The sequence below is a fragment of the Devosia sp. YR412 genome, from assembly GCF_900110945.1.
In the GTDB taxonomy this organism is placed as follows: Bacteria; Pseudomonadota; Alphaproteobacteria; order Rhizobiales; family Devosiaceae; genus Devosia.
In genome coordinates this window covers 15,906-33,648 of sequence record NZ_FOFL01000007.1, presented here as the reverse complement: position 1 = coordinate 33,648, position 17,743 = coordinate 15,906, and the positions used below count along the sequence as shown (strand labels likewise).

Below are 17,743 nucleotides of genomic sequence, written 5' to 3'. Positions count from 1 at the left end.
GGTGGCGCCATGTGCATAGGAATTCGCCTAGCCGTCAATAGGAGTTTGGGCATGCCATCCTGCCGACGCTAAAAAAGCACGGCAGGACGGCAAATGCTCTACTTGGCTGTGACGGTTTTCGCAGCGGCACCAAGCACTTCGAGATAGCGCGGCAGGCCCCAGCGCAGCGACAGAATGCTGGGTGGAGATACAGCGGCGACATTCTCCGTTCCTACCAGGGCCGCAAGACCGCCGTTAACCACGGGCGGATAGGTTTCGGCCTGCGGGGTGGTCAGCCAAGCGTCGAGGGCCGCCTGCTCTTCGTAATAGGTAATGAAAATATCGGCCTCGAGGTTGTCGAACAGCTCGTAGCTCAGCGGATAATAGAAGGCGTCGTCGCCCAGGGCGAGAGCGGCCACGCTGGGATTGAGCTGCATGCCGAAATCGGTGAGAAATTTCATGCGGGCGTCGAGCGGCGCGTAAACGGCCATGGCGCCATCATAGTCGTTCGCACTGGCGAAAGTGACCTGCTTGAGCGCGGGATATTTGGCGAATTCCGCCTCTACCCAGGCCGTGGTGTCGGCGACCAGCGCCTGCGCTTCGGCCTCCTTGCCCAGCGCCTTGCCGATGATCAGCGTCAGATCCTGCCACGAGGTCGACCACGGCGCGCCGGAATAGGCGATGGTGGGCGCGATGCCCGACAGCAGTTCATATTGATCCTGGGTCAGGCCGGAATAGGCGGCAATGATCAGGTCGGGCGTCAGTGATGCGATCTGCTCCACGGGCGGTTCGTTGGAGGCCTGCAGGATAGTCGGCATGTTCGCGCCGGCCGCCGCGAGCGCCTCTTCGACCCATTCATGAACGCCATTCTCGCCGCCGCCATAGGACTGGAACGGCATGCCGACCGGAATTTTTCCCAGCGCAATCACCACGTCCTCATTGCTCCAGCCCCACGTGACGATGCGCTGTGGCTCGGCGGGAATGGTGGTTTCGCCATGGGCATGGCTGATGGTGACGGGAAAATCCTGCGCATGCGCTGCGGTGGTGAAGGCAAGGGTCACGGCGAGGAGGAGCGTACGCAGCATGGGGCACCTATGGGTGGCGGTGGTTCTGCATACAAAAGGTGAGTAGCTGTGTCATGGAATTTGTTTGGTCGACGAAACGCCCACACCCACAGGGTCACCCCGGCCTTGAGCCGGGGCCCATCCCGAGATTGTGCCACATACCGCCAGATCGCAGCGACCTTGCGGCTGTGGCGAGATCTCAAGATGGATCCCGGCTCGAGGCCGGGATGACATCGAGGGTGGGGCGGGCTTAAGTGGCAGCAAGTGTAGGGCCCTTGGGTCAAGCCCGAGGGTGACGTCTGGTGGTTGGGGCGACGCCCTGCCCTTCGCAGGGCTTAGGGCGTTCGCAGTTTATCCGACCAGCGGAACCACATTCCCTGCCCCGGTCTTGGACCCGAGGAGCTTTTTGATATTCCGCGCCGCCTGGCGGATGCGCTGTTCGTTTTCGACGAAGGCGAGGCGGATATACTGATCGCCATATTCGCCGAAGCCCACGCCCGGGGCGACGCCGACGCCGGTTTCCTGGATCAGCAGCTTGGCGAATTCGAGCGAGCCCATATGGGCGAACTGGGCCGGGATCGGGGCCCAGGCGAACATGGTGGCCTTTGGCACTGGAATGTCCCAGCCGGAGCGGGCGAAGCTTTCCACCATGACGTCGCGGCGGTGCTTGTAGACCTTTCGGACCTCTTCGATGACGTCATCCGAGCCGTTGAGGGCTGCGGTTGCAGCGACCTGGATCGGGGTGAAGGCGCCGTAGTCGAGGTAGGACTTCACCCGCGCCAGGGCGGCAATCAGGCGTTCGTTGCCGACGGCGAAGCCGACGCGCCAACCGGGCATGGAATAGGTTTTCGACATCGAGGTGAATTCCACCGTGATATCGATGGCGCCGGGCACCTGCAGCACCGATGGCGGCGGCGCGTCTGCGTCGAAATAGATCTCGGAATAGGCCAGATCGGAGAGGATGAAGATGTCGTTGGCGCGGCAGTATTTGACGACTTCGGTGTAGAAATCGAGGTCGGCCGTATAGGCGGTCGGGTTGGCCGGGTAGTTCAGCACCAGGGCGATCGGCTTTGGGATCGAATGCCGTACCGCACGATCGAGCGAGCGCATGAAATCTTCGTTCGGATCGGCCGGCATGGAGCGGACGACGCCGCCACTCATGATGAAGCCGAAGGAGTGGATCGGATAGGTCGGGTTGGGCACCAGCACCACATCGCCGGGGGCGGTGATGGCCGAGGCCATGTTGGCAAAGCCTTCCTTGGAGCCCAGGGTCGCGACGACCTGGGTATCGGGATTGAGCTTCACGCCGAAGCGGCGGCCATAATAGCTGGCTTGGGCCTTGCGCAGGCCGGGAATGCCGCGCGAGGTGGAATAGCGGTGGGTACGACCGTCCTTGACGGTTTCCTGCAGCTTTTCGACGATATGCTGGGGCGTTGGCATGTCCGGATTGCCCATGCCAAGATCGATCACGTCGACGCCTTCGGCGCGGGCCTTGGCCTTGAGCGGGTCGATATGGGCAAAGACGTAAGGGGGAAGACGACGGATCTTGTGGAAGTCTGCGCTCATGATTTCCTCGGCGGCTTCCCATGGAAGCCTGGACTGGCCGCGACGCGCTGATCAGCGCTGCGCCTCTGTTTGAGGCTCGGATTATCGCGGAATTATGGTTGTGAACGGGTTAAACGGCCAGCTTTGGGCCGGATTATCATGTTCGGCTCTTCCCAGCCCGGTTCGGGCCATTTGGGAAGAGCTAGCGGGCGTTTGCCGCCGCCGCAGGGGCGAACGCAGCGATTGCCAAGGCAACGCAGGGCACTGCACCGATGGCGAGCGAGGCTCCAACCTTAGCAACAGTGTATAGAGACGGCATGTCCCTTGCCCTTCAGATGCGATTTTTGTAAGGAAATCAGCTATCGACAAGGCCGTTCATAATTCCTCGCGTGGGTATTGTAAATGGTCCGGAGGGTGCCAACCTTCGGCTCAGGACGGCATATGGTGAGGTAAGACTTTGAAGCGCATTGCCCTGGTCACGATCGGCACGCAAGGCGACGTTCAACCCTATCTGGCCCTTGCGATCGCCCTCAAGGAACGCGGCTATTCCGTCGTGCTTGGCGCCTCCGAAGAATTCCAGGACATGGTTGAAGGCTATGGCGTTGAATTCCATACGCTTGGGCCGTCGATTCAGTCCTTCCTGACGCAACAGCGATTCGAGAATGCGATGAGCCAGTCCATGCTCATCAACGGCCCGAGCCTGCTCCGCCAGGGCCAGCAGATCGTCGATACGGCAGCGCGCCACGCCTGGCATATGTGCCAGGGCGCCGACATGCTGATCCTCAACATGAATACCAGCTTTGGCATCGACATTGCCGAGGCGCTGCATATCCCCGCCATCATGGTGGCGCTGCAGCCGCTGAACTCGACCAGCGAATTCCCGCTCTGCATCTATTACGGCGCCGATTTCGGCCCGGCCTTCAACAAGCTGACCTATGCGACCATGTCGGTGCAGCAGATCTATTACAACCTGCCGCGCAACAAGCTGCGCCGCGAGTTGATGGGGCTCGAGGCGCGCAAGAAGGGCGGCTTCTTCCGCAATACCGACGGCACTGCGATGACGACGCTGTATCCCTATTCGCCCGTCGTATCCCCTCGCCCGCGCGATTGGCCGAAGAGTGCGCTGGTTACCGGCTATTGGCAGCTTAGGGATCGCAGCGACTGGCAGCCGTCGGCGGAATTCCAGAAGTTCCTCTCCGAAGGCGAGGCGCCGGTCTATATCGGCTTTGGCTCGATGCCGTTCGGCGCCGAACGCAATACCAAAATCCTCAAGGAGGCCGTCGCCATGTGGGGCGGCCGCGCCGTGGTGGCGCGTGGCTGGGGCGGCATCAATCCGCAGGACCTGCCGGACACGATCTTTGCCATCGAAAAGGCACCGCACGACAAGCTGTTCAAATATGTCTCGGCGGTGGTGCACCACGGCGGCGCCGGCACGACCTCGGCCGGCCTACATCTCGGGCGTCCGACCTTCGTGGTGCCGCAGGCCGTCGACCAGCCCTATTGGGGCCGCCGGGTCTATGAGCTGGGCTGCGGGCCCAAGCCGGTGCGCCTGCGCAAGCTGACTTCGGAGATTCTGGCCGGCGCCTTGGCCGACCTCACCACCAATAAGGATTACCGCCGCAAGGCGGGCGAGATCGGCGAGCAGCTGCAGAACGAAGACGGTATCGAAAAGGCCATCAAGGTCATCGAACGCGTGATGACCAATTACGTGCCGCGCGTGCCCAAGATCAAGAAGGCCAAGAAGATCAAGGCGCCGCTCAAGCTGGTGGGGTGAGGGTCAGACGCCCCTCACCCGCTGCTGCGCGGTGGTCTCACCCCTCCGTCGTACACATCACTTCCAGATTATTGCCATCCGGGTCGATTACGAAAGCCGCGTAATAGGTCGGGGTATATTCCGGGCGCAGGCCGGGACCGCCGTTGTCCTTGGCGCCCTTGGCCATGGCGGCGGCATAGAAGGCGTCGACGGCGGCGTGGTTGTCGGCCACGAGGGCCAGGTGGATCTGCGAGGTCGGGCTGGTGTCGGAGGGGCCGACCCAGATGTCGGCACGCTCGCGGCCGAAGCCGGCGGTGCCTTCGAATTCCATCAGTCTTGTGTAGCCCAGGGGGGCCAAGGCCGCCTGGTAGAAGGCGATCATGGTGTCGGGCTGTTTGGTGCGCAGGCCAATATGGTCGATCATCGTATAGCTCCAGGCTGAAAAGGGATGGCGACGCTGGCCGCCACTCTCCTGCTAGTGCCGGCTGATGACAAGTCGTGTCAGTACGCTGTTGCGGAAACTGGCTCAGCGCGACCGCAGGGCAAGCGTCGCCAGGCCGGCCAGCGTTGGCGGCAGCAGCAGCGCTGCGGCAAACCCCATGACCAAAGCCCCTGCCCCGGCGTCGAGCCAGGCCAGGGCCACGAGGCCGATGGCGGCGAGGCCGAAACTCAATCCCGCCACGCGGTGCACCAGGCGCCAGGCGCCATCGGTGCGGATGGGCCAGGGCATGCGCAGGCCGGCATAAGTGTGACGCTCGGCTTCGAACAGCACCACTCCGAGCAGGAACAGCGCAGCGCCGAGGCCAAAGCCGGTGACGCGGATGAAATCGAGGTCGGAGCCTATGCCGGTGAGCAGCAGGCCGAGCTGGCTTGCGGCGACCACGGTCATGATGAGGGTCAGTGCCGGATCGAAGATGTGCTGCGTCTTGGCATAGTGGTTTTTGGTCAGTAGCCGGCCGAGCAGGAAGAAGGCGGTCATCAGTGCCAGTTGGACGAGCGGGGCCACCAGCAGTGCATGGCGCGGCCAGAGCCAGTCGGCGGCGCTGCCGGACCAATGGGCCGGGAAGGCAAAGTTTTCCGGAATGCGAAAGAAGCCGACGCCGGTCAGGGCCAGCGTCACGGTCAGCAGCAGGAGGTGGAAGCGGGTGACGAGGAGTCTTTGCATGGCGCTGGGGATATGGGCACTGCCGGACAAATGCAAAGGGGCCGGTTTCCCGGCCCCCTTGCATATTCGAATATCCGAAGCTTAGCGCTTGGAGAACTGGAAGGACTTGCGGGCCTTGGCCTTGCCGTACTTCTTGCGTTCGACGACGCGGCTGTCGCGGGTCAGGAAGCCACCCTTCTTGAGCGTCGGGCGCAGGGCCGGCTCGAAGAAGTTCAGGGCCTTGGAGATGCCGTGACGAACGGCACCGGCCTGGCCGGAGAGACCGCCGCCGGCGACCGTGACGGTGACGTCATACTGGTCGGTGCGTTCGGTCGCGACGATCGGCTGCTTGACGATCAGCTGCAGAACGGGACGGGCGAAGTAAGCGGCGAATTCGCGGCCGTTGACAACGACCTTGCCCTTGCCTGGCTTGATCCAGACGCGAGCAACGGCGTTCTTGCGCTTGCCGGTTGCATAGGCACGGCCCTGGGCGTCGAGCTTCTGGGTGTGCACCGGTGCGGTGTTGACAGGAGCGACGGTCGAGGTGCCGAGGTCTTCGAGGGAGTTGATGGTTTCGGCCATATTACTTCACCCGCGCATTCTTGGGATTCATCGCAGCAACGTCCAGCGTGGCCGGGTTCTGCGCTTCATGGGGATGCTCGGCGCCCGAATAGACGCGGAGGTTCTTGAGCTGCGCGCGGGTCAGCGGGCCGCCCGGCATCATGCGACGCACGGCGTTCTCGAGCACGCGCTCGGGGAAACGGCCTTCGAGGAGCTGACGGGCAGTCCGGTCCTTGATGCCGCCGGGGAAGCCGGTGTGCCAGTAGAACTTGTGCTGGTCCAGCTTGCGGCCGGTCAGCTTCACCTTGTCGGCATTGATGACAACAATGTTGTCGCCCATGTCCATGTGCGGGGTGAAAGTGGGCTTGTGCTTGCCGCGCAGGCGGGAAGCAATGATCGAAGCAACGCGACCCACGACGAGGCCATTGGCGTCGATCAGGATCCACTTCTTTTCGATCTCGCTCGGTTTTGCCGAGTAAGTGCTCATATTGAATTTCCCTAGAAATTGGGGGCTTGCAGCCTCCATCCAGGGACGAAAGCGGCACGTTCGGCGGTCCGTTTAGGGGGGATTCTGACAGCCGTCAATAGGCTTGATTTGTTGTAGCAAAATCAATGGGTTACGGACGTGGTATTATGTTACCGCATGCCGCGATAGCGTTGCAGTGCCTGAAACAGCGGATAGCAGCATCCCGCGACGATACCGCCCGTGACCATCCAGCCCAGCGCGCCGCCACCGACCAGTTCCTGGCCCAGATAGGTGCCGGCAATGCAGCCCACCAGCGCCAGTGCACTCTTCCAGATCCAATCCATGGTCGTGATCGCTGCCTCCCTGCGCCCGAAGCAGCAAATTCTATTCCCGTGCCCGGCGCAAGTCGGCGATATAGGCCATGACGGTGCCGGCCAGCATGAAGGCCAGCGCTTGGTGGCCGACGGCCAGCGAGATCGGCACGGCGTGCAACAGCGTCATGATGCCGAGGACGACCTGCAGCAGAACCAGGATGCCGATGCGCGGCAGCCAGCCATGCACATGCTTGAAGCCACCCATGGCGCGCTGCTGCCAGAGCAGGACGGCCACATAGGCGGTAATCAGATAGGCAATGGTGCGATGGACGAACTGCACGGTGAGGTTGTTTTCGAAAAGATTCCGCCAGAAGGGCTGCATGACGCCCATGCCATCGGGCACCATGGCACCATCCATCAGCGGCCAGGTGTTGTAGCCCATGCCGGCATCGAGGCCGGCAACGAAGCCCCCTGCCCCGATCTGGAGGATAATCAGCACCAGCAGGATGCTGGCCGAGGCGAGGTTCTGCCCGGTGACGAAGCCGGTGACCCGGCCGGGATCGAGCGAGCGCGGCACATAGATCAGGGCGATGAACAGCAGCGAGGCGGCGGTCAGGTGGGCGGCGAGGCGGTATTGCGAGACCGAGGTCAATTCGGTCAGGCCGGATGAGACCATCCACCAGCCGAGCACACCCTGGAAGCCGCCGAGAATGAAGAGGCCGAACAAGGGCCAGGCCAACTGCGCGGTAAAGCGCTTCTGGACGAGGAAGACCACGAAGGGAATGGCGAACAGCACGCCGAGGATGCGGCCCAGCAGGCGGTGCAGATATTCCCAGAAGAAGATGTATTTGAAGTCGTCCAGCGACATCCAGCTATTGTTGACCGTATACTGCGGGATCTGCTGATAGGCCTCGAACTCGGCCTGCCACTGGGCGTCATTGAGCGGCGGGATGGTGCCGGAGATCGGCTTCCAGCTGGTGATCGAGAGGCCGGATTCGGTGAGGCGGGTAATGCCGCCGACCACCACCATCAACAGCACGAAAGCGGCCATGCCATAGAGCCAGATGCGCACGGGCCGGAGGCGGTCATTGGCGATGCGGGTTTCGCTCAGTGCGGCGTTTTGGGCGGTGGTCACGGTGATTTCCCGGTGTCGGTCAGTGGCCGGGAGTGGTATTCCCCCGCAACCGCCCCTGCAATAGCCGCGATGCCACATGACCCAGCGTAACCGCAAAGCTCTCGGAATCTTGTTGATCCTCGGCTCGATCATTGCCTGGCTGTCGGTGTTCACCTCGGTCTATCTGGCGTTTCCGCCCGACCTGCCGATCTGGATCCTGATGCCCTATTTCATCGTCGCGGGCATGGGCTGGCTTTATCCGGCCATGGCCATCATTCGCTGGATGGCCAAGCCAGACGCCTGATTACCCAGTGAGCTTTCCCATCACCGAAAAGATCGCGCCTGTCGTGAAAACATCGACATAGCGGCGGGACTGGAAGTAACCGTTGAGCGAGACGCGCGGCAGGGCATGCGGCGTTGACGCATGATGGGCGTAAAGTCCGCCCGGCTTTGTGGTAACGGCTGACCTGAAGCCCAATTCCTTTGCCAGTGCATATTCGCGGTGTCCGGCCGACAGCGGTCCGCCCAGCGGGTATGAGAAATGTGCCGGGCGCTGGCCGAACTGGGCAGTGAGAATATCGGCCGATTGGGCGATTTCGTTCCGCGCCTGCTCCAGCGGCAGCTTGGCCAATTCGTAATGATGCACGGTATGGGCGCCGATGGTGCAGAGCGGTTCGCCGGCGAACAGGCGCAGCTCCTGCCAGTCCATGATCAGGTCGCGGCATTGCTTGTCGAGGTCATAGCCGTAAGAGGCGGCAAAGCTGCGCACCAGGGTGACGCGCTCGGGTTCTGGCATTTTGCGCATCTGCCAGTAGAGCGTGTCATAGGCGGCATTTTTTTGCGCCGTGGTGCGGGTGTCGACATAGTCGGTCTGGCCGTCTGAACTCAGGGCTATGGCGTCCTGGCGGGCGATAATGTCCTCGATGGCCTGCCACCACAGTTCGCCGACGCCATCGACCAGTGCCGTCGGCACATAGAGGGTAAAGGGCGCTTCATGGCGGCGCAGGATCGGCAGCGCATATTGCAGGTTGTCCTTATAGGCGTCGTCGAAGGTCAGGACGATGAACTGCCGCGTGGGTTCGGCGGCGGCAAGGCGCTCCAGCGCTTCGTCCAGCGTCACGATATCGAGGCCCAGCTCGCGCACCCGCTCGATGACATAGTCGAGAAAGTCCGGCGTTACCTGCAGGATCGCATTGGGCGAAAAGTCTTCGGGCTCGTCGGGCAGGACCCGGTGCAGGGTGAAGATCACCCCGCGCGAGGCGGAAAGCGTACGGATCAACTGCGGCAGTCGCGATAGCCACAGGGCCTCGAACATGGCCCGTATGGCGGTATATTTCAGCGACATGGCAGGATCCGTCAGGCGGCGACGCGGGCGGGAGCAGCGGCCACTTCGCAGCGCTCGAAACCGGCATCGAGCAGCAGCTGGCGAGTCTGGGCGACGGCGTTGAGGTCGTCCTCCGGCCCGGCGACCAGCACGAGGCGTCCATCGAGGCCATCAAAGAACGGCAGGCTGGAGGTCATGCCGACCCGACCGGTCATCAGCACCACGACTTCGTAGATGTCGCCCAAAGCTTCGACCAGGGTCAGCGGCTTGACCGAGCTGCGCGAAATGGCACGCGCCCTGCCCCATGGTACTTCGGCAAAGCTGTTGTCGGCCGACTTGTGCACCACGTCCCCAAAGCTGGCGGCATCGGTGCTGAGGTCGGTGAGGCCGGCTGCATCACCCGGGCGGGCACTGCCGGCATCGATCAGGGCAACGCTGAGGCCGCGCGCCAGGGCGTCGTCGATCAGCTGTTCGGCCAGGATTTCACAATCGGCATTGGCATTGTGCGCGGCCAGGACCACGAGATGGGTGCGGCCCAGCACGAGATCGGAGGCAAGGTCAGCCAGCCGCACGAGGCCGATGGAGGGACGTGCGGGTGCCGGTGGCGGCGCCATGTGCTCGAACACCGTGGTCGTCGGAGCAGCGCTCTCGGTGCTTTCGACAGCTTCAGTCTTGGCCGAGCGGGCAAAGGCCTGGCGGAAGCGCTGCAGCGCCGGCTGGCGTTCGGCTGCGGGGGCGGCGGCGACGGGTTCTTCAACCGGCTCTGGCGCGACATGGACCGGCTCGATATCGGACACCACGGCGACGACGACAGGCTCGGCATCCTGATAGTCCGCAGTGTCTTCGGCGACGAGTTCGTCATCGGCATAAAGCTCTTCTTCGAGCTCGTCCTGCGGACGTTCGACACGCACCATGGCGCGGCCGGACATCAGTTCGCCGAAGATGACGATGCCGATCTGGACAGCCACCGAGACGAAGCCGACTGCGATCAGCATCAGCGTGACCTTGGGCGATGCCGGCGTCACGGAGGGCGCGGCAACGCTGACGACGCGCACGTCGGGCAGCGCCGAATTGGAGTCTGTGCGCGACACGGCTTCGCTATAGCGCTGCAGATAGCCTTCGAGCAGATTGCGCTGTGCGGTGGCTTCGCGCTCCAGCGCATCGAGGGTGACGGTATCCTGGGTCACCGTGGAGGATGACGACTTGGCACGGGTCAGGTCGGCCTGCAGCGACGCCTCGATACCGGCTTCGATCTGGGCCTGCGCATCGAGGGCGTTGGCGACGCCACGGCCCTCGATGGTGATCTGGTTGTCGAGCTCGGCGATCTGGGCGGTCAGCGCCTGCACGGTCGGGTGATTGGCCAGAAGCGTAGCCGAACGCTGGGCCTTTTCGCCCTGCAGGCGGGCTTTTTCCTGGGTCAGCTGCAGGATGACGGCGGAGTCGCGGACGTCGGCGACGCCTTCGATGGACTGGCCGCGATCAATCATGCCGCGGATCAGAGCGGCCTTGGACTCGGCCGTGCTCTTGCGCTCCTGTGCTGCACTGATCTGGCTGGCGATGGTGGAGAGCTGCTGGTCGGCAAGGCTGGTATTGTTGGAGCCGATGAACAGGTCATTGTCGACCTTGAAATTGGCGACGGCGGTCTCGGCTTCGGTCACCGTGACGCGCAGCTTGGCGATTTCGTCGGCCAGCCAGGACGAGGCTTCGGCCGTATCGGACAGTGACAGTTCGGCACGGCGGGCGACGTGCGCATTGGCTACGGCATTGGCGATTTCGGCAGCGAGGTCCGGATCGGTGGAGCTGACCGTCACCACGATCAGGCGGGAATCTTTGTCCTGAGCGACATTGAGGCGCTCGTAGAGGGCATTGAGCACGGTTTCGTCTATGCTGACCGGCGTCGAGGCGCCACGGCCGAGCATGCGGCTCACCAGGCTCATCGGCGAAAAGCCGCCGCTGGCGCCGTTGAATTCGGGAACGGAGCGCAGGTCGAGCTGGTCGATGACCTTGAGCAGGGTGTCGCGCGAGCGGATCAGACCCATCTGACTGGAGACCACGCCGGCCTCACCACCCGAGAGCGACGGCGCCTGCTCGTTGATGGCGCGGGAATAGACGTTGCCACGCGGCTCGACCAGGATGGTCGCCGATGAGTCATAGGTCCGCGGCACGAACATCAGCAGCACAAAGGTCGCCGCGAGTAGTGCCAGTGTGACCAGCAATATCCGTGGCAAGCGCTGCACAACGCCCCGCAACATGGCGGCGACGTCGATCCGCGCTTCCTGCGCTTCTGGCGACTCATAGGTCATTGTCATTCCTCAATTGCCACCTGATTTATTGTCACGTCGTAGTAAGCATTTCGTAAACGGCGCGCCGGGCGGCAAAGGACTGAGAAGGGCTTTATTAACCAAGACCGGAGACACTGGAGCCATTGTAAAAGTGCCCCGAGAGTAACATGCGCTGGCTCCCCCTTCTTGCCCTGGCTTTGGTCGTCCCGCTTGCGGCATGCAGCACGACACGGCCCGCCGCCTACCTCGTCGAGACCAAGGGGCCCTACCAACTCGATACCGGCGACGCGCTGCGGGTCAGCGTCTATGGCGATACCGAACTTACCAATACCTACCGGGTCGATGATGCTGGCGCGATCGCCTTTCCACTGGTCGGGCCCGTGCAGGTGCGCGGCACGACGACCAATGTGGCGGCCGGCCGCGTCGCTGCCGCGCTGTCCAATGGCTATATGCGCAATCCCAATGTCGCGGTGGAAGTGGCCGAATACCGGCCCTTCTTCATCCAGGGCGAAATCAAGAATGCCGGCCAGTTCCAATATGTCTATGGCATGACCGTTCGCGCCGCGATCAGCACCTCGGGCGGCTTCTCCGAGACCGCCGACCGCAATCGCGCCGTGGTCTATCGCCGCCAGGGCGACCAGATGGTCAAGGGCACTGTGGATCTCGATTTCCCGATCTATCCGGGCGACACCGTCGTCATTCTCGAGCGCTGGTTCTAATATGCCGGCAGGGCCGCGGCTGCGTATCCTGCAGGTGATGCGGGCGCCGGTTGGCGGACTGTTCCGCCATGTTGCCGACCTGACCCGCGAGCTTTCCGCCCGCGGGCATAGCGTCGGCCTCGTGGTCGATAGCCTCGCTAATGACGCCCAGACCGAAGAAAAGCTGACGGCGCTCTTGCCGCATGCCAGCCTCGGTATTCACCGCTTTGCCATGCCGCGCGTGCTGGGGAGCGGCGATCTCGAGACGCCGTTCGGCGTGCGCAAGCTGGCCAAATCGCTCAGCATCGACATCCTGCATGGCCACGGCGCCAAGGGCGGCTTCTATGCCCGACTGGCAAGGCTGAGCGGCAGCACGGCTTCGGCGCTCTATACGCCGCATGGCGGGGTGCTGCATTTTTCCAAAAGCTCCACATCGGGCCGCATCTTTCACATGCTCGAACGCGCCCTGATGGCGCAGACCGGTGCGATCATCTTCGAAAGCGCCTATGCGCAGACCACCTATTCGGCGCTGATTGGCGCGCCCACCTGCCCGGTGCAGGTGATCCACAACGGTCTGGCGCCGGATGAATTCGTGCCGGTCCAACATGCGCCCGATGCGGCAGATTTCGTGTTTGTCGGCGAATTGCGCGATCTCAAGGGCATTCACGTTTTGATCGACTCGCTGGCCGGCGTGACGCGGCCGGATGGCAGGCCGGCCATGCTGGTGATGGCCGGCGATGGCGCCAGCCGCGGCGAGCTGGAAGCCCAGATTGCCCGGCTTGGTCTGACGTCCCGCGTCACCCTCTTGGGGGCGCAGCCGGCGCGGCCGACCTTTGCCAAGGGCCGCATTGCCGTGGTGCCGTCGCGTGCAGAATCGCTGCCCTATGTGGTGCTCGAAGCGGCCGCGGCCCAATTGCCGGTGATCGCCACTAATGTCGGCGGGATTCCAGAGATCTTCGGGCCCACCGCCAAGAGCCTCGTCCCAGCCGGTGATGCCGATGCCCTGCGCATGGCGATGATGGCGGCGCTGGACAATCCCGAGACCACCCATGCCGAGATGCTGGCGCGTCTGGCCCATATCGAAAGCCACTTCTCGCTGGCCACGATGACGGACAGTATCGAGGCGCTCTATCACGCGGTAATGACTAGAGCTTAAGCGGCCAACTTCACCGGTTTTAAACGCCTTGTGGCGACAATGGGCGCCAGAATTTCCTGGCGAAAGCGTCCCATGTATCGAGTTGACCCCAAGCAGGCCGTGCTGGACCACGTGTCCAAGCAGACTGCTGCCGGCGAGTCCGGACGGCAGCTGTCCCCGCAAGCCGAAGCCATCATCGCCGCGCCGGTCGAGCGAAATGTGCCCGGGGCCGTGGTGGCCGGCGTCGCCCAGGTGGTGGAAGCCGTGCTGCTCGCCGCGCTCGGCTATAGCATCTACGAATATTATGTCGAGCTGGGGCATCCGGCCTTCTACATCCCGGTGATCCTCGCCGCGACTTTGCTGGCCAATGTGCTGTTCAACGCCGCCCGCACCCATCGCGTCGCCGCCTATCGGCGCCTGTTCACTCAGGTCGGTCGCGTGCTGGTCGGCTGGACGCTGGTGATGACGGTGCTGACCGTCGGCATATTCTTCCTCAAGGCGGGCGACCAGTTCTCCCGCGTCTGGTTGATCAGCTGGTTCATCGGCGGCGCCGTGCTGCTGGTTGCCTATCGCCTCGCCCTGCGCGCCCTGGTGCAGCGCTGGACCGTGCAAGGTCGCCTGCGCCGCCGCACCGTCGTGGTCGGTGGCGGCAAGGATGCGGAAAACCTGATCGAACAGATCCGCGCCAGCGCCAGCAATGACATCAACCTGCTCGGCCTGTTCGATGATCGCATCGACGACCGCTCGCCTGAAATGGTCGCCGGCTATCCAAAGCTCGGCAAGGTGGTCGACCTGATCGAATTTGCCCGCCGCACCAAGGTCGATCTGGTGATCGTCTCGATGCCGCTGTCGGCGGAAAAACGCGTGCTCGACATGCTGACCCAGCTCTGGGTGCTGCCGGTGGACATTCGCCTGTCGGCGCATATGAGCAAGCTCAAATTCACCAACAAGGCCTATTCCTTTGTCGGCGACATCGCCGTGTTCGACATGGCCGACCGGCCGATTTCGGACTGGAACCTGGTGTTCAAATGGGTGTTCGACAAGGTGGTGGCGCTGACCGCGCTGATCCTGCTCTCGCCGATCATGGTGGCCACGGCCATTGCCATCAAGCTCGAGAGCAAGGGCCCGGTTTTCTTCATGCAGAACCGGCATGGCTTCAACAATGAGCTGATCAAGATCTACAAATTCCGCTCGATGCGGACCGATATGCTCGACGAGGGCGCGGCAAAGCTGGTGACCAAGGGCGACTCGCGCGTCACCAAAGTCGGCAAGTTCATCCGCAAGACCTCCATCGACGAGCTGCCGCAGCTGTTCAACGTGCTCAAGGGCCAGCTGTCGATCGTCGGCCCCCGCCCGCATGCACTGCAGGCCAAGGCCGACAACAAGCTGTATTACGACGCCGTGGAAGGCTATTTCGCCCGCCATCGCGTCAAGCCCGGCATGACCGGCTGGGCCCAGATCAATGGCTGGCGCGGCGAGACCGACACGATCGACAAGATCATGAACCGCGTGAACCACGACCTCTATTATATCGAGCACTGGTCGATCTGGTTCGACGTCTACATTCTGGTGATGACGCCGATCCGGCTGTTCGATTCCGAAAACGCGTATTGAGCATGCTGGACCGCGTATCGCTTCACGCCGGGCTTGCCGCCCTGGCCGTCCTGATGGCGGCCGGGCCGGCAAATGCGCAAAGCGATATCTGCGTGGATTGCATCCAGATCCGCGTAGGCCCGCCTTCGGTGCTGCGCGGCCCCTTCCCTGACGAGTTGGATGCCGCCTTTACGGCGATCAAGCTGCCGGACGGTACGTTTCGTGGCTTCAGCGCCAATGGGTCAACCTATGCCATCGACGGCGCCTCGCTGGCCGACATGGGCGGTGAGCGTCGCGAGGTGATGCAGCCCGGCCCCGAAGGCGCGCCCGATGATTGCGGACGCTGGCTGACCTCGCTGACCCGCACCGGCGACGAGCTGCTTGGCCTCGTGCATCAGGAACATGATTGCGACTACAATGCCGGACGCACCGAAAAATCCATGGCCATGGCCACCTCGTCCGACGATGGCCTGACCTGGACGGATCTCGGCACCGTCGTCACCGGCACCGACCTGGGCCGCGGCAATGTCACCACCGGCGAGGGTGACTGCACCATGGTCGATGGCTTTGACGGCTATCTCTATGCCTATTGCCTGCGCGCCTCGGACTGGCAGACCATCATCGCCCGCGCCGAGCCCGGCGCGCCGACCGTCTGGCACAAATATTTCGAGGGCGGCTGGACCGAGCCGGGCCTTGGCGGCCAATCCACCGATATCGGCTTTGTCGGCATCGGCACCGGCTATCTGCGCGACCATAGCTGGGTCGCGGCCGTCGCCACCGATCCATGGTTTGGCGGCCTGCGCCTGTCGCTCTCGGCGGACAAGGTGTCCTTCGTCGATCTCAAGGAGCCGCTGCTGACCATCGACGGCTCGGACTGGAACCGGCCGGCCGACAGCGATCTCATCGCCTATGAAACCATTCTCGACCCGGCCAGCGGCAGCAATGTCGTCGGCGACGATTTCATCCTGAGCTATACCTATGTGCCGCCGGGCAAAGGCTTTGAAAGCCGCTATCTGGTGCAGCAGGACGTGACGCTGACACTCGCGGATACGCCGCAGCCGGTGCAGGTCGGCATGGCCCTCGCCCGCTGGGTCGATCCCGAGGGTACGCGCTACGTCACCTCCACCGGCCCTCTCACCGGCGAGCGCCAGCCCTATGGTCTCGACACCGTCGTCGCCCATATGCTGACCCGCGCACCGGACGGCGTTGCCAGCCTCAAGCTGGCCGAATGCTCGAACTCAGCAACCGGCGATCAGTTGCTGGCCGATGACGGACACTGCGACGCCGACTTTGCCCGCGAGAGAACGGCCGGCTGGCTTTATGCCGAGGCCCGGCCCGGCACCGTCCCGGTCTATCGCTGCGTCAATGACGCGGCACAAAGCCATTTTGCCTCCAGTGCGCAGGACTGCGAAGGCCTCGGGCGCATGGAATTCCTGCTTGGTCACGGACTGACGCCATGAGCACAGATGTCGAGCACCACAAGGTTGGCATAAGCCTCGAAGGCCTGCGGTTCGCAGTATTTTCGACCCGCAACATGATCTTCTGGGTTGCGGTGTTGGCGATGAATTTCACGCTGATGCGGCCGTCGCCGGTCGATCTGCTGTATATTCTCACCTTTCTGATCACCATGGTCTACCTGACCCTGTTCCCGAGGTTCGAGGTAACGCGGCGCGCCATGCTGGTCACGCTGCTGCTGGGCGGTTGGGCCGTGTCCTATTTCCTCGCCTCGCTGCCGCATATCGGCGAGACGCCGACGCAGTTCGAGCTCTTGGCCAAGACTTTCGCCATTTCCATCGGCGTCTTTGCCGCCTTCAGCGCGATGAGCTGGCGGCGCAAGGATTTCGAGACCTTCATGCGGGTCTATATCGTCTCCTGCTGCATCGCCTCGCTGCTCGGTACGTTCGGTTTTCTAACCCAGATGCCGCTGCTGACCTGGGACGGGCGCGCCAAGGGCTTGATCGACGATCCAAATATGTATGGCTCGTTCCTGATCCCGGCCGGCGTGTTCTGCGCCTATTTCCTGTCGCGTGGCCAGGGCAGCAAGATTCTGCTCAGCGGCGCGCTGGGGCTCGTTCTCCTGGGCATTCTGCTGTCCTTCTCGCGCATTGCCGTGGTGGCCGGAATTTTCTGCTGCTTTGCTTATATTTTCTTCCACAATCGCAGCCGGCCGCGCCGGCTGATGCTGATCATCGGCGGGCTGGTGGTCACCGGCATCGTGCTGTTCGTCTTCGCCAGCCTGACCTCGGCCGAATTCACCGCCAAGCTGATGGATCGCCTGACCTTCGCCAAGTCCTATGACCTGGGTGAAGAAGGCCGTTATCACCGCTACGCGCTGGTGCTGCCGATGATCGCCACCAATCCGATCGGCATCGGCGTGCTGCAGCTGGAAAAGATTTTCCCAGAGCCGATCCACAACATCTGGCTCAGCTCCTTCGTCAACTATGGCTGGGGCGGTGGCATCAGCTATGTGACGCTGGCCGTGGGCAGCGTGATTGTCTCGATCCGCAACTATCGCCGCACCGGCAATGAAGTCGCCATCGCTTTGCTGATCGGGCTGGCAGGCGTGATCTTCTGCTCCTCGCTGCATGAGGGCGAGCACTGGCGGCAGTCCTGGCTGTTCTACGGCCTGGTCTGGGGCTTCAACCCCGCCCTGATGGGCACAACCAAGCCAAAGGCCATCAAACCCGGTGCGCCGCGTCGAGTCGCTGCTGATCAGGTGAAGAGGCCCCCAGCCCCGGCGCCTGTCAGGCGCCAGCCAAAACCGCTGTGAG

Annotated in this window: 17 protein-coding genes; 7 read left to right on the top strand and 10 right to left on the bottom strand. The window is 63.0% G+C overall.

The genetic code is table 11. The features are described 5' to 3' along the window. Window positions 1-98: 98 nt before the first annotated feature. Window positions 99-1,064: an ABC transporter substrate-binding protein gene (locus BM045_RS17530; RefSeq protein WP_092185623.1), complete on the bottom strand. Its 966-nt coding sequence runs from the start codon at window positions 1,062-1,064 to the stop codon at window positions 99-101. A gap of 330 nt (window positions 1,065-1,394) precedes the next feature. Continuing rightward, entirely contained in the window at window positions 1,395-2,609 is a 1,215-nt protein-coding gene (locus tag BM045_RS17525) for an LL-diaminopimelate aminotransferase (RefSeq protein ID WP_092185621.1), read from the bottom strand. Between the two features lie 436 nt (window positions 2,610-3,045). On the opposite strand from BM045_RS17525, the gene BM045_RS17520 reads away from it, so the two are divergent. Further along, window positions 3,046-4,362: a glycosyltransferase gene (locus BM045_RS17520; protein WP_092185619.1), complete on the top strand. Its 1,317-nt coding sequence runs from the start codon at window positions 3,046-3,048 to the stop codon at window positions 4,360-4,362. Window positions 4,363-4,399: 37 nt separating this feature from the next. Here the strand turns inward: BM045_RS17520 and BM045_RS17515 are convergent, their stop codons facing one another. The 6 genes from BM045_RS17515 to BM045_RS17495 all read right to left on the bottom strand — a co-directional run bounded on the left by BM045_RS17515 (window position 4,400) and on the right by BM045_RS17495 (window position 7,961). Next, window positions 4,400-4,765 carry a VOC family protein gene (locus BM045_RS17515; RefSeq protein ID WP_092185617.1) on the bottom strand — a complete coding sequence of 122 codons (366 nt, stop codon included), beginning with the start codon at window positions 4,763-4,765 and terminating at the stop codon, window positions 4,400-4,402. 102 nt (window positions 4,766-4,867) lie between these two features. Then, a complete protein-coding gene (locus tag BM045_RS17510) occupies window positions 4,868-5,506 on the bottom strand; it encodes a hypothetical protein (protein ID WP_092185615.1) in 639 nt (212 codons plus the stop codon). Between the two features lie 81 nt (window positions 5,507-5,587). Then, complete coding sequence (gene rpsI / locus BM045_RS17505) at window positions 5,588-6,067, bottom strand: 30S ribosomal protein S9 (RefSeq protein WP_092185613.1); 480 nt, start codon at window positions 6,065-6,067, stop codon at window positions 5,588-5,590. 1 nt (window position 6,068) lies between these two features. After that, window positions 6,069-6,533, bottom strand: coding sequence for a 50S ribosomal protein L13 (gene rplM, locus BM045_RS17500; protein ID WP_092185611.1), 465 nt, complete (start codon window positions 6,531-6,533; stop codon window positions 6,069-6,071). Between the two features lie 149 nt (window positions 6,534-6,682). Then, the gene (locus tag BM045_RS19005; protein WP_170848569.1) at window positions 6,683-6,856 is read right to left on the bottom strand and encodes a hypothetical protein; all 174 of its coding nucleotides are present in this window, start codon (window positions 6,854-6,856) and stop codon (window positions 6,683-6,685) included. A gap of 40 nt (window positions 6,857-6,896) precedes the next feature. Continuing rightward, window positions 6,897-7,961, bottom strand: coding sequence for a COX15/CtaA family protein (locus tag BM045_RS17495; RefSeq protein WP_244523048.1), 1,065 nt, complete (start codon window positions 7,959-7,961; stop codon window positions 6,897-6,899). Between the two features lie 76 nt (window positions 7,962-8,037). Here BM045_RS17495 and BM045_RS17490 point away from each other — a divergent pair, with 76 nt between their 5' ends. Beyond that, window positions 8,038-8,244 carry a DUF2842 domain-containing protein gene (locus BM045_RS17490; protein WP_092185607.1) on the top strand — a complete coding sequence of 69 codons (207 nt, stop codon included), beginning with the start codon at window positions 8,038-8,040 and terminating at the stop codon, window positions 8,242-8,244. Here the strand turns inward: BM045_RS17490 and BM045_RS17485 are convergent, their stop codons facing one another. Then, a complete protein-coding gene (locus BM045_RS17485) occupies window positions 8,245-9,285 on the bottom strand; it encodes a polysaccharide deacetylase family protein (RefSeq protein WP_092185605.1) in 1,041 nt (346 codons plus the stop codon). An 11-nt stretch (window positions 9,286-9,296) separates the two neighbouring features. Beyond that, on the bottom strand, window positions 9,297-11,567 hold the full coding sequence (locus BM045_RS17480) for a GumC family protein (protein WP_170848568.1): 2,271 nt from the start codon (window positions 11,565-11,567) through the stop codon (window positions 9,297-9,299). A 146-nt stretch (window positions 11,568-11,713) separates the two neighbouring features. On the opposite strand from BM045_RS17480, the gene BM045_RS17475 reads away from it, so the two are divergent. The 5 genes from BM045_RS17475 (at window position 11,714) to BM045_RS17455 (ending at window position 17,742) form a co-directional block, all read left to right on the top strand. Continuing rightward, window positions 11,714-12,265 (top strand): polysaccharide biosynthesis/export family protein, encoded by a 552-nt coding sequence (locus BM045_RS17475; protein WP_092185601.1) that lies wholly within the window; start codon window positions 11,714-11,716, stop codon window positions 12,263-12,265. A 1-nt stretch (window position 12,266) separates the two neighbouring features. Then, window positions 12,267-13,400, top strand: a complete 1,134-nt coding sequence (locus BM045_RS17470; protein ID WP_092185599.1) for a glycosyltransferase family 4 protein — start codon at window positions 12,267-12,269, stop codon at window positions 13,398-13,400. Window positions 13,401-13,472: 72 nt separating this feature from the next. Next, window positions 13,473-14,993: an undecaprenyl-phosphate glucose phosphotransferase gene (locus BM045_RS17465; RefSeq protein WP_092185597.1), complete on the top strand. Its 1,521-nt coding sequence runs from the start codon at window positions 13,473-13,475 to the stop codon at window positions 14,991-14,993. A gap of 2 nt (window positions 14,994-14,995) precedes the next feature. Then, window positions 14,996-16,432, top strand: coding sequence for a hypothetical protein (locus BM045_RS17460; protein WP_092185595.1), 1,437 nt, complete (start codon window positions 14,996-14,998; stop codon window positions 16,430-16,432). Continuing rightward, entirely contained in the window at window positions 16,429-17,742 is a 1,314-nt protein-coding gene (locus BM045_RS17455) for an O-antigen ligase family protein (protein WP_092185593.1), read from the top strand. Before BM045_RS17460 ends, BM045_RS17455 begins: the two co-directional genes overlap by 4 nt. The last annotated feature ends 1 nt before the right edge of the window (window position 17,743 follow it).